The 12472-nt window shown below is 49.6% G+C and carries 9 protein-coding genes; all 9 read left to right on the top strand.

Annotated elements, in window-relative coordinates; genetic code table 11:
- The first annotated feature begins 4 nt into the window (after nucleotides 1-4).
- The 9 genes from IEY46_RS19320 (at nucleotide 5) to IEY46_RS19280 (ending at nucleotide 12413) form a co-directional block, all read left to right on the top strand.
- Entirely contained in the window at nucleotides 5-853 is an 849-nt protein-coding gene (locus IEY46_RS19320) for a carbohydrate ABC transporter permease (RefSeq protein ID WP_188994080.1), read from the top strand.
- 148 nt (nucleotides 854-1001) lie between these two features.
- Nucleotides 1002-2324 carry an ABC transporter substrate-binding protein gene (locus tag IEY46_RS19315; RefSeq protein WP_188994078.1) on the top strand — a complete coding sequence of 441 codons (1323 nt, stop codon included), beginning with the start codon at nucleotides 1002-1004 and terminating at the stop codon, nucleotides 2322-2324.
- A 38-nt stretch (nucleotides 2325-2362) separates the two neighbouring features.
- Nucleotides 2363-3313: a BadF/BadG/BcrA/BcrD ATPase family protein gene (locus IEY46_RS19310; RefSeq protein WP_188994076.1), complete on the top strand. Its 951-nt coding sequence runs from the start codon at nucleotides 2363-2365 to the stop codon at nucleotides 3311-3313.
- Nucleotides 3314-4057 carry a sugar isomerase domain-containing protein gene (locus IEY46_RS19305; protein ID WP_188994075.1) on the top strand — a complete coding sequence of 248 codons (744 nt, stop codon included), beginning with the start codon at nucleotides 3314-3316 and terminating at the stop codon, nucleotides 4055-4057.
- A gap of 3 nt (nucleotides 4058-4060) precedes the next feature.
- A complete protein-coding gene (locus IEY46_RS19300; protein WP_188994073.1) occupies nucleotides 4061-6154 on the top strand; it encodes a DUF6259 domain-containing protein in 2094 nt (697 codons plus the stop codon).
- Nucleotides 6151-6879, top strand: coding sequence for an MBL fold metallo-hydrolase (locus IEY46_RS19295; RefSeq protein ID WP_188994071.1), 729 nt, complete (start codon nucleotides 6151-6153; stop codon nucleotides 6877-6879). The genes IEY46_RS19300 and IEY46_RS19295 overlap by 4 nt, the downstream gene beginning before the upstream one ends.
- Before the next feature lie 37 nt (nucleotides 6880-6916).
- Nucleotides 6917-10483, top strand: coding sequence for an outer membrane protein assembly factor BamB family protein (locus IEY46_RS19290; RefSeq protein ID WP_188994069.1), 3567 nt, complete (start codon nucleotides 6917-6919; stop codon nucleotides 10481-10483).
- Complete coding sequence (locus IEY46_RS19285; RefSeq protein WP_229750406.1) at nucleotides 10473-11579, top strand: HupE/UreJ family protein; 1107 nt, start codon at nucleotides 10473-10475, stop codon at nucleotides 11577-11579. Before IEY46_RS19290 ends, IEY46_RS19285 begins: the two co-directional genes overlap by 11 nt.
- Nucleotides 11580-11651: 72 nt before the next feature.
- Nucleotides 11652-12413, top strand: a complete 762-nt coding sequence (locus tag IEY46_RS19280; protein ID WP_188994065.1) for an SIS domain-containing protein — start codon at nucleotides 11652-11654, stop codon at nucleotides 12411-12413.
- Nucleotides 12414-12472: the final 59 nt, after the last annotated feature.

Genomic DNA, 12472 nt, shown 5'->3' with positions numbered 1-12472 from the left:
TCAGATGATTTTGCGTAACATTGCTGCCAAAACATTTCTCTATGCCTTTCTGATTATCATTGCGATTCTAATGATTTATCCGTTCATCTGGGCGATAACATCTTCGTTCAAGACCAACTCCCAGATGTTCAATGGAAGTGTTTTTGATCTGATTCCCAGGCCGTTCCATTTCGATAACTATGTCCGAGCTTGGACCCTTCTGCCGTATCATCGCTTTTTGCTTAATTCCCTGTTCATCTGTTTAATCGTGCCCACAACTGCGATCTTCATTAGCTCGCTTGCGGCTTATTCATTTGCACGGCTCAGATTCAAGGGGCGGGATATCATCTTCATCGCGCTGCTTGGAGTCATGATGATACCGGGGCATATCACGCTAATTCCCAACTATGTGCTCATGCGGATGTTTGGGTGGATCAATGAATACAAGGCGATCATCATCCCTTCCATCTTTCAGGCGTCTATGGTGTTTAATATGTTTTTTATGCGTCAGTTTTTCTTATCGATTCCCAAGGATCTTGATGAGGCGGGCATTATAGACGGGTGCAGCCGATTCGGAGTTTGGTGGAAAATCATTATGCCTAACGCCAGGCCCGCTATCGCCACGATTGCCATTATGTCGTTCGTAAGCGATTGGAACATGTTCTTATGGCCTCTCATCGTGATGAATGATTATTTGAAAATGCCGATTCAGGTTGGTGTTTCCTACTTCAAAGCCAATGCGATGGCAAATGGGGATTGGGGAGTTATGATGGCAGCAACGACGATGGCGATTGTGCCGCTGATCATTATGTTTCTTCTTGTTCAGAAAATTTTCATCAAAAGCATGCTGAACTCTGGCTTGGGGGGACGTTAAATGCTTCGTTATGAAGGGACGTGGTAGACAGGAGAAAAGGACAAATATCGGGGTGTAGTCATTCAATCGTGGGTCATGGAACTGGTAAGACAAAAATGTAGTTAAAGTACCGGAAAAATATCCGGACTATCCTTGGAGGTTGTGAGAAATGAAAAGAAAATCGGTCAATATGATGCTATTGATGCTTGCCCTGCTGCTGGTGGTGGCGGGATGCTCCTCGAATAACAAAAACAATACTACGGATACAGGTGCCAAAAATACCCCAAGTAAGAATGCGAATTCAACTCCAAATGAGCCGGCAAACGAAACTCCCAAAGAAAAAACGAAAGTGCAAATCATGTCCTGGTGGGATTTCACCACTTCCGAGCCGCTTATTCAATTAAAAGCCAAATTCGAAGAATTGAACCCCGATCTGGAGCTTGAATACTTGCAAATCGGTACCGGATATGCAGATAAAGTGCTGACAATGATTGCAGGCGGCGGAGATCTGCCGGACGTTATGATGCTGGCGATGGACAAGCTACCGATTTTTGCCGACAAGAACGCCATTCAGCCGCTCGATAAATACATTACCCCACAATATAAAGACAGCTTATACCCTGTTGTGTCCGAAGCGCTGGCATATAAAGGCCAAACGTACGCCGTTGCCCGCGACATCACAAGTAAAGTGATGTATCTCAACAAGAAGATGTTCGACGATGCTGGAGTAGCCTATCCGGAAGCGGACTGGACCTGGGATGAATTCCGCAGCATTGCTTCCAAGCTGAGCAAGGATGGACAGCAATGGGGCTTCTACTTCCCTAAATTCACGGACGGATATACGAGCTGGTTGATGCAAAATGGCGGCGGATATGCGACCAATGACGGAGCCTCCTTGCTAGGCAAAGCGGAAAGCATCGAAGCGCTGAAGTTCTTGCAGGAAATGGTTACGAAGGACAAAAGCGTTCCGACGGAAAGTCAGGCGCAGCAGTTTGGAACAGCCGATACAGCACCTTTCATTGCCGGCAAAGTGGCTATGATTACCGGTGGCTTGTCTTCCTCGACTGCTTTTAAAACAAACAATGTCGAGTATCTCGTTCGTCCCTTGCCACAAGGGAAAGTGAAGCTGAGCACATCTTTCGTCAACTCGTGGGTAATTCCAAAAGGCGCTAAAGACGTTGATCTGTCATGGCGAGTACTGGAGTTCCTGTCAAGCAAAGAGGCACAGCAAATCGCACTCGACACGGCAATGGGTCTTCCTGCCGCTAAAGACGTAGATACAGCTGCTTTCCTGAGCACGCATGAAGACAATAAATACTTCATCGAAGCGCTGGATTACAGCGTACCATTCCCAACCCCGCTCTATGGCGCCGATTTCGCTCTTGAGGTGACCAAGCAATTCGACCTTATGTGGCTTGGTGAAGCGTCGGTAGAGGATGCGGTCGCAAAAGTAGAGAAAGCAGCACCTAACCTGCTTGCGGGCAAGAAGTAGAAATGTTTTTACGGCCAGCGGCTAAAGGAGTTTAGACCATGTACTACATTGGTATTGACGGCGGCGGGACGAAGACCGAAACGATCGTAAGTGATCGCTTCGGTCGCTGTCTCGGAAGCAGCTTGATCTCAGGGACGAATCCGAATTTTGTAGGAGCGGATCCAGCACTGGCGAATGTTGCCGAAGGGGTACGGCTTGCGATGGAAGGACTGGATCCCCTTCCGATCGCACATGTTGCTGTATGCATTCCAGGGATGCGCAAGTACGCGCAAGAAGTTGCGGCAGCGCTCCTCCTGGAGCCGCTGCGCATTACCGCAGCTTCAGACACAATGAGCACCTTTTATGGAGCGCTTGTTAAGGAGTATGGTGTCGTTCTATTGGCGGGGACCGGATCTTTCGCATTAGGCGTTGCGCCGAATGGGAAGACCGTTACAATCGGCGGTTGGGGTCCGGTCATCGGGGATGACGGGAGCGGGCAACTAATAGCGGTTAAAGCGCTGCGAGCGGCTGCCAGGCAGTTCGATGGAACGGGCCCCCCAACATTGCTGACGGATAAGATCAAGGATTATTACAACATAGACTCCATTAACGATTTAAAAACAAAAGTAGCGTTGGACAATGTAAGCAAGCTGACTTATTTTGTCCGGGACGCAGCTGAAGCAGGCGATCTGATTGCGAATGTTATTTTGCGCGAAACCGCACAGAATCTGGCAGACCTTGTTACAGATACCTTGTACCAATTGGAGTTCGATGCGGAGATAACCGATGTTGCGCTTGCCGGAGGATTATGGGAACTGGGCGATTTGCTTACGGCTCCATTCAAAGCGTTGATGAGTGGTGTCTATCCCAATGTCCGCATTATTCCAGCGGTTTTTCCGCCCGTAGTCGGCGCGCTGTTAACCGCATTTCGAGCAGACGGAATACGTTGGACGAAGGAACTGCTGGATAATATCGGAACGACGATACCTGAACGGAAAGGAAGTAAATAGATGTTGAGCTTATCGTTTTTTTCAAATATGAAACAGGTGCTGGAGCAAATTGAGTCCACGCAATTAAGCGGTATTGAGGAAAGTGCCCAAGCAATCACCCGCAGCCTGGTAAATGGGGGCATCTGGCATCTATTGGATACCGGCCACATGCTTATGTATGAGGGAGTTGGACGTACGGGCGGGTTGATGGCGGTGAGGCCGGTCCGTGTAACTGTTGATGTATCCAATCCGACCCGGTACCGGGAAACGGACATTGCCAAGAAGAAAGTCTATATGGATGAAATCGAAGGCCTTCCGGCTTTTATCGTTAATAAAAGCAATATGCAAGCGGGAGACATTCTAATGATTGGATCCGTATCCGGCATAAATGTGCTGCCTGTTGAAATGGCGCTTTATGCCCGGGAAATGGGACTGACGGTAATCGGAATTACGGCAGTTGCCTATTCGGAGTTTCTCAAATCCGCACATAAAAGCGGCAAAAGATTGTTTGAGGCATGCGATATCGTGCTTGATAACTGCTCGAATGTTGGAGACACGACTGTCCAGGTGGAAGGTCTCGATGTAGGTATTTGTCCTTCGTCGGGAATCGCTGCCGCCTATCTGCTATGGGCTATCCAAGCCAGAGTCGTAGAGCTGTTGATAGAGGCAGGCAAAGCACCCAGCGTATATATGAGCAATCATATGCCAGGAGCGGGACCATACAATAGCGAGGCTTGGACCAAATATGAGAAGGAAGGATACTAAGCAATGAATTCAGTCATCCGAAACCGTTATGTGGAGCTTGTATTTGATGATGAACAAGGGACTGTCACCTCCATGCGCAATCTAACGACAGAAGATGAGTATATCAAGCACGATGTACCCTATACATTGTTCATGATGAATGCGCTGGAAGGATTGGAATACGGCAATAAAATTGCGATTTGTCCCGGCTTGCCATCGGCCGTCAGGGTGAACAAGGAACATGGCATGCAGAGTCTTGTTATCGAATATCATAATTCCGCCGATGGCGCGGTACAATTCCATGCTGAGGTAAGGATTGAATTGGCAGAAGACAGCCGCGAGTTCGTCTGGTGCATGACGCTCGATCATAATGATCCGCAGCACCGGATTGTCGAAGTTCTGTTTCCCTGCATCAAGGGCATAAGTCTTGGTGAAAGCCGGGAGGATGATGTGCTTATCTATCCGCATCATGGCGGAGAGAAAACCCTTAATCCGGTGAGTGCTTACGCATCCGAGAAATACGCGGGATTCTGGCGTGCACAAACCATTCGCGAGACGTATGGGTTCAGCAGGGAGATCAATTATTGCGGGCTGGCCTCCATGAGCTGGATGTACTTGTATGACGAACAGAATGGATTATATGTGGGCTCGCATGATGAGAGATTTCCGGTGACAGGGCTTCGCGTGGAAACCGGAGGTCCGGATGATCCATGGATGGGATTCGGATTTCGCAAATATGTCGAGGTCGGTACAGGGAAGTCGTGGTCATCCGGTCCTGCTTGCATGGCTTTAACCGACCAGGATTGGCATTGGGGCGCGAAGCGCTATCGGACCTGGATCGATCAGCATATCGAAATTCATGAGCATCCGGCGTACCTGCAAGACCAGTACATTCTGAATCAATGCTACAACTTCAAGCGTTCGAATGAAATCCAGAACAGATTCGTTAATATTCCCGCCATGTTCGACGAGGGAAAGACCGAATTCGGAATGGACCATATGTTCATCGCGTCATGGAATCGCAAGGGCTTCGATACGGATTATCCCGAATTTCAACCGGATATGGAGCTGGGTACCCCCTGGGAGCTGTATGAAGGGTGTAAATACATATCAGAGCAGGGCGGGATTGTGACCTTCTATATTAACGCCCGGATTTTTAATGTCGATTCGGACTTCTACCCGACGCTTGGCAAACGCTGGGCGATCAGGGATCATAGCGGCGAAATGATGAAGGAAGAGTATGGCCCGCTGGAATTTGTCGTAAATTGTCCTTCCCATCAGGAATGGATACAGTATTTGCTGGACATGTCACGTTGGATGGTACGGAGCTACGGAGCGGCGGGGATTTATCTCGATCAGCTTGGCTCGGCAGATCCATACCCATGCTATAATCCGCATCATTCCCATGCCAACATCGGCGAATTTAATACCGGATATGTACAGCTTCTGCGCGAGCTGCTGCCGCAAATAAAGCAGATGAATCCGGACAGCTTCCTGATGATCGAAAATTGCGGCGATATATACGGCGGCTATGTGTGGGGAAACCTGACGTGGAATGGGGAGAAGTATGATGAATTTTTCGATTTATATAAATATACGTTTCCCGAGTATGTTCAGGTCAACATGGTGAACCCAAGGCGCGGCCTTACGGACGAAGAGCAAGAGCATCAATTGCACTGGGATATGTCCAGAGCGATATTGTTAGGTTCCGTTCTCTGGCTCGGTATGGACAAGTATGCGCTTCTGAACGAGGAAATGCAGCAGTTCGTGCAGCGTTCCGTTAGTTTCAGAAAACGATTGCAGCCTCTATTTCGCGACGGCCTCTTTGTAGATAACGAAGGGATTAAGCATATTTCCGAGCGTATAACAGTGAGCGTATGGCAGCTGAACAGCGGCGGCCATCTGTATGTTATCGCGAATCCATCCTGCCTTGCGGAGGGGCAATTCATCTTGAACGCTCAAGGTCGGGATTCCGCGGAGCTGGAGGTTGACGATCTGGATGGCAATCGACGCATCATCAGCATAACGGCAGCGGATAACCAGTTTAGAATTGCCGTCCCGGGCGTGGAGCTGAGCAGCGTTGTGCTGCGATTGCCGCAAGCTGCGGTGAAGCTATGAAGCTGATTGTCCTCGGTAAATATGGCACGTTTCCGGCAGCGGGAGGCGCATGCTCCGGTTACCTGATTGAAAATAACGGTCGTTATCTACTGATCGATTGCGGTAACGGTGTGCTTAGCCGGCTTCAGCATATATGCCGGATCGAGGATCTGGAAGCGATCGTCTTGTCTCATTTGCACGACGATCACGCCGGAGATTTGCGTATTCTGAAATATGCGGTCGAGACGAAGCTTGCTTTCGGGACGATGCGGCATCGGGTCAAGGTGTATATGCCCTCATCGCCTGAGCGGGCCGCGCGGGATCTTGATTATCCGCAAGCCTTTGACATTTCTTATGTGAATGAGAAAACCGAGCTTGAACTGGCTGGTTTGCACTTGCGCTTTTGTCCGATGCGGCATTCGATCGAAACTTATGCAATATCACTTGAAGCAGGTGCCAAGAAGCTCGTCTATTCTGCGGATACGACCTTTCACGAAGGGTTGATCCGCTTCGCTGCAGGCGCCGATGTGCTTCTGTGCGAGGCCACACTTGCGGAAGCGGGAGATGTTCCGATTCCCCATATGACCGCATTGGAAGCGGGAGAAACGGCCAGACTCGCAGGGGTGGAGCGTCTGTTGCTTACCCATCTCTGGTGTGATGAAGACGCAGAGCGATGTTTGCTTACGGCAAGAACGGTATTTGAACAGTCGGAGGAAGTGATGGAATTACAGGAGTACGTGATTTAGCGTTTCGTACAAACGGACATAAAAGGAGTGATTAACAATGAATTTATTAAAACGCAGTAAATATTATCTGGCAATGTTGGCCCTATTGATGGCGTTTCCCCCTCTTTCCGGCACTCAGGCAAATGTTGTGCAGGCAGCGCCTCTTGCTTATTCCCCTCAGACTACCAGTTCGGCTGTGGTCAACCCAATCACGGTGAATGCAGGCACGGTCGCAAGCGGAAGCAGCAGCTCTTTGAAAAATAACGATCAAGCCTATTTGCAAATTAGTTCCGCCGCTTCCGGCAGCACCCACAGATTAGAATATTCGTTCGAGCTGACTCTGGAGAAGCCGGGAGTGGAAGTCCGCAGCTTAACTATTCCTGTCAACGCGAAGTCTTCGGTCGCCGGTGTCAATCAGCAATTGCAATTATGGAATTACGACACTTTAGCGTGGGATTCCGTAAAGACGTCGGCGCTTGCGGTGACCGATAGCGATCTAATATATGACACGACGCTCGGCGCTTCGATCACCCATTACGTGTCTGCGGCGAGCCAGCTCAGAGCCAAGCTCGTAATGGAGCATGCCAGCGTATTTATCGGCTATTACGATTACGTCAATGTGATCTATGAATATGGCAATTCGAGTCGACTTGCCGCCTCTTACGATGCAACCAAGACGAGCTTGATCCTGGGTACGTTATCGTCCGGAACCAGTAGCAATCTAGCGGATCGTGATCGCGAGTTCTATTCCATTGCAAGCGCAAGCAATAAGGTAGACTGGTCGACGCGTATGACGGTCGAACCTGCCCGTGATCATATTCGTACATTGGAAGTGGTGTATGCGGGAGAATATTCGAATGCTCCAGGGACACAGTGGTTATCCCTATGGAACTATCAAACTGGCAATTGGGAAGTCATCTACGATGCTCCCGCCAATACGTCCAATCAGACGCTGCGTTGGGTGACTTCCGATCCGATCGCGGTTAGCCGATACATTTCCGAATTCGGCGACATTCAAGTGCGCCTGTATAATTCGGGAACGGCTTCTTTCCAGAGGAAATCCGATTATTTAAACGTTCTCATCTATCATGATCCCGTGATGAGCCATAAGGAATTTTCAGCAGACACGGTTACGGCGGAATATGGAACGATTACTTCGGGGAATGTCGGCAGTCTGGCTTCCTACGATGCGAGTCCGCTTGTTATCGCTAGTGATGCCAGCAAACGGATCAGTTGGATCGCAGAGACAGCATTAACCGGGATTGACAAGAAATATGTAACGGCAATTACGGTTATGACCCGGGCGAAAACAAGCACTTCCAGCACGAATAGTATGTATTTCTCGCTTTGGAATTATAAAACAAGCTCCTGGCAGGTGCAGAAGGCGCAAACGACATCTACCTCAGAGGAGAATATTGCCATTACGCTGTCAGACCCGGCGTTGATCGATGCCTTCATCTCCTCCTCTGCCGGCATGAAAACGAGATTGTATAATTCAGCTGTGTCGGCAACGCCTGCCTACTCACGTGAGACCGACTTGCTCAGTTTTACGGTCGAATACGGTACCGTGTCGACCTTCGAATTCGCGCAAATCAGCGACGTTCACGAGCCTATCGGACATAATAATTTTCTGGCTGTACTGGATGACATCAACAATGATGTACAACCTGACTTTACGGTCATCACCGGTGACATTACCGATCATGGTACTCCGGGACAATATGATCAATTCCTTACGGACGCTGCATTGTTTAACAATCCGTATTATGTAACGCCAGGCAATCACGATGTGCGCTGGTGGAACGTGAACGGCAAGGAGGACTTTGCTAACGAGATTGGAAGTCTGTATCAGTCATTCGATTACGGCGGCGTTCATTTCATTTTGCTGGATTCGACAGTGACATTGGAGCTCGATGCCAAATTTTCGAAAAGGCTGCTGGATTGGGTTGCGGACGACTTGCAGTCGGTATCGAAGGACACACCGGTTATATTCTTCGCCCATCACCCGTTCGAGATTAATAAGAACGTCACTGGCAAGTCGGAACTGATCGATCTCGTAGAGGATTACAACGTTGTTGCTTATTTAAGCGGCCATTTGCACAGATGGGGTAACCAGTTGGAGAATGGCATCCCTTGGGTGTATATCGGTCAGATCAAAGACTACCAGGAATATATCAGGGTCAAGGTAACGCCGAATAAATTATATATTACGCGTCGGGATGCTGCCAACGATGCTGAAGTCCCTTACGTGGAAGCGAACATAAGGAACAAGCGCAAGAACAGCTTCGAGATTACGGGAGCGACGGCACAGGTGGATGGGGATGTTCAAGTTGCCGTTACGATCGCGGATGCACCGGATGGCATCGTCTCGCTGGAAGCCAATATTGATAATTACGGCGGATGGACGACATTGACAAACGCAGAGGGCAACGTTTGGACGGGCACCGTTGATATTTCTGCTTATTCGCCAGCCATTCCTTTTGGCGATCATTTTGTCGCCGTCCGGATGCTGGACGACAATGGCCAATATTGGAAGAAATATCGCGAATACACGTGGACAGGCGGCAACGCTTCGACGGAATGGGCATTCCAGACAGGGGGCATGATTCAGGCTCCTCCCCTGGTATATAACAGAACCGTATATACCGGCTCGGAAGACGGCAAGGTATACGCGGTCAATGATATCAGCGGAGCCCTCGAATGGTCCTATACAACAGGAGGCGATATTCTTTCCTCTCCGGCGGTTTATGAGCAAACGGCTCCTTTGCCGGATTTGGTCCTGATTGGCTCCAATGACAAGAAAATATATGCGCTCAACGCGGATACGGGAAGTTTGGTTTGGTCGTATACGACGGGAGGCAGCGTAATCTCGAATCCGTTGGTGGATGGCGATGTCGCTTATTTCGGCTCGGGAGACATGTATATCTATGCGGTGAATCTCTCCGATGGAAGCCTGAAATGGCGGTATCAAACGGAAGGTCTGCTCCGTCAGAAGCCTGTTATCCATGATGGCAAGCTGTATGCCAATGTGCGCGATACGTATGTATGGTACGCGCTGAACATTAGCGATGGAAGCCTGTATTGGAGAGGCAATGCAGCTACCGATGAATCGTTGTTCGTTGTAGCAGACGTGGAACCGATGTATGCCGGGGGTCAGTTGTGGGTGATCAACCCAATGCCGACGAAGTTAAGTACACTAAACCCGGCGACGGGTGCTGTTACCTGGTCGGACTCGACGGGTGACAGCTTCTCGTCGAGAGGAGGGGCGACCGATGGCAGCACAATCTATTATCCGGCGCATGGCGGTCGATGGATATTTGCATTCAACGCTTCAACTAGAGCGCTGAAATGGTCCAAGGATCTAAGAACCGGAGCGACGGATTCCGACCTACAGCGATATCAGGTTAACAGCGCCCTCGTATATGAGGATGGAATCCTTTATCATGTGGCGGAAAGAGGGCGTATTACAGGGATTGACCCGGCAACAGGCAATATTAAATTTACCTATGATGCGGTTGGTTTTCCTGAAAGGGCGATCTGGTCTACACCAACCGTAGTGGATAAGAAAATTTATTTCGGTGGAATAGACAGTAAGCTTTATAAGGTTGAATATAGTGGAACGTAAGAGGAAGCCCAGCCTTGATAAGAGTTCCTTGTTACAGCGATTTATGCTGTTCGGTTTGTTGCTAGGCGGTGGGTTGCTTCTTGCCCCCCAGCAAGGAAGCGCACATGCTCTGAATGACGGCTACTCGATGCTGACCGTGACCGAGACAGGCATTGAATACGATCTTTATTTGCCAGCGCCGACGATGCTGATGTTTGACACAGACGGGGACGCGCATTTAACCGATGAGGAGCTTACCGAACGGAAACAGGAGCTGTCGGATTACCTGAAGAAATCGCTTTTTGTGTCCAGTGGAGGAGAAGCTCTTCATTACTCCATGTTGGGAGCAGCGATGAATACGCAGAGCGATAATCCGCGGGTTGAGCTGAATTTACTCTTCTCCGGCCAAGCCGAGCTCAGCCATTTGCGAGTCGAATACAGTGTGTTATTCGATGACTACGATTCCGAGCATGTCAGCTATATCTATTTATTTGACGGAGAGCATTCCAAGATGAGCTTGTTCGACGCGAAGCACCGGATTTATGAGTATGAGCGAGAGGCTGCATTGTCGCCGCTTGGTGCCATGTGGAAATTCGGAGTGCTTGGCGTCGAGCATATTTTGAAGGGAATCGATCATTTACTGTTTTTGCTTGTCTTGCTTATCGCAACCCGTGGACTGGGGGATATGCTGCGGATCATTACCGCGTTCACGGTGGCGCATTCGATCACGCTGCTCTTGACCGCATTCGGCCATATCACGGCTCCCGTATGGGTGGAAGCGGCAATCGCACTGTCGATCGCCTACGTCGCAGTAGAGAATCTCTGGCTTCGAACGAGCCGCTGGAGGGTTGCGATTACATTCGGCTTCGGCTTAATCCATGGTATGGGATTTGCGGGAGCATTGATTGGTATCGGGATACCGGCCAAACATACAATCGGCTCTTTAATCGCCTTTAATATGGGAGTCGAAGCCGGGCAGCTTGCCTTGGCACTTGTCGCGCTGCCGCTATTGTTGCAGCTTCGCCGCAGACCGTTCTATCCGAAGCTCGCAATTGGCATATCGCTTGCTGTCTTAGTGATCGCCATCTATTGGCTGATCGAGCGTATCAGCGTTTGATTGAGTGAAGTGTAATCATAAGTATTTGGCATTAGCAATAGCAGACTTGTAATAGGGGGTGAAGGTAACAACATGGACCAATCTAAGGGTGCAGTCACCCCAATTGACCGTTATTTCCATGAAATAAAGGAAATGCTCGGAAAGATTATGAAGGAACAAAAACCGTCCATGCTGGCAACGTCGGAGCTGTTCACGGATACCGTGGAGCGAGGCAATTCCATCTATATTACGGGGTGCAGCCATTCGAGCATTATCGCGCAGGAAACATTTTACCGCGCGGGCGGTTTTCTGCTAATGAATCCTATTTTTCTGCCGGGCATGACGCTCGAAACATTTCCGCCTACTCGCACATCCAAGTACGAACGGATATCCGGCATAGCAGAAGCCGTATTGTCTGAGACAAAGCTGTGTGCGGGCGACACGTTGGTCATCGTCTCGATATCCGGGCGCAACACGGTGCCGATCGAGATGGCGCAGTGGGCGAAGGCGCGCGGGATCAAAGTCGTTGCACTTACTTCCGTCGAATATTCAGAGAATGTGGACAGCCGCCACAATAGCGGGCTGCGGCTGTTCGAGCTTGCCGACATCGTATTGGATGTCATGTGCGAAAGAGGAGACGCGGTGCTTGAAATCGACGGATTGGCGGAGAAGACGGGTCCAACCTCAAGCGTAACCGGTATTACCATCATGCATGCTGTTATCTCGCAGACACTTGAGAACCTGATCAGACTCGGAATAACGCCTCCCGTATTTCTATCCGCTAATCTGGACGGTGCGGATGAATTAAATCTTCAATCTCTCGAGAAGTATAAGCACCAGATTCACTATATGTGACCCGTGAAGGACGGATTGGAGCAGGCAAGTAGAGCCTCAAGAAAGGGGATGATCAAATT

This window comes from Paenibacillus nasutitermitis (genome assembly GCF_014641075.1).
GTDB lineage: Bacteria > Bacillota > Bacilli > Paenibacillales > Paenibacillaceae > Paenibacillus_Z > Paenibacillus_Z nasutitermitis.
The sequence above is the reverse complement of the archived record's forward strand: the minus strand, read 5'-3'. Positions and strand labels throughout refer to the sequence as shown.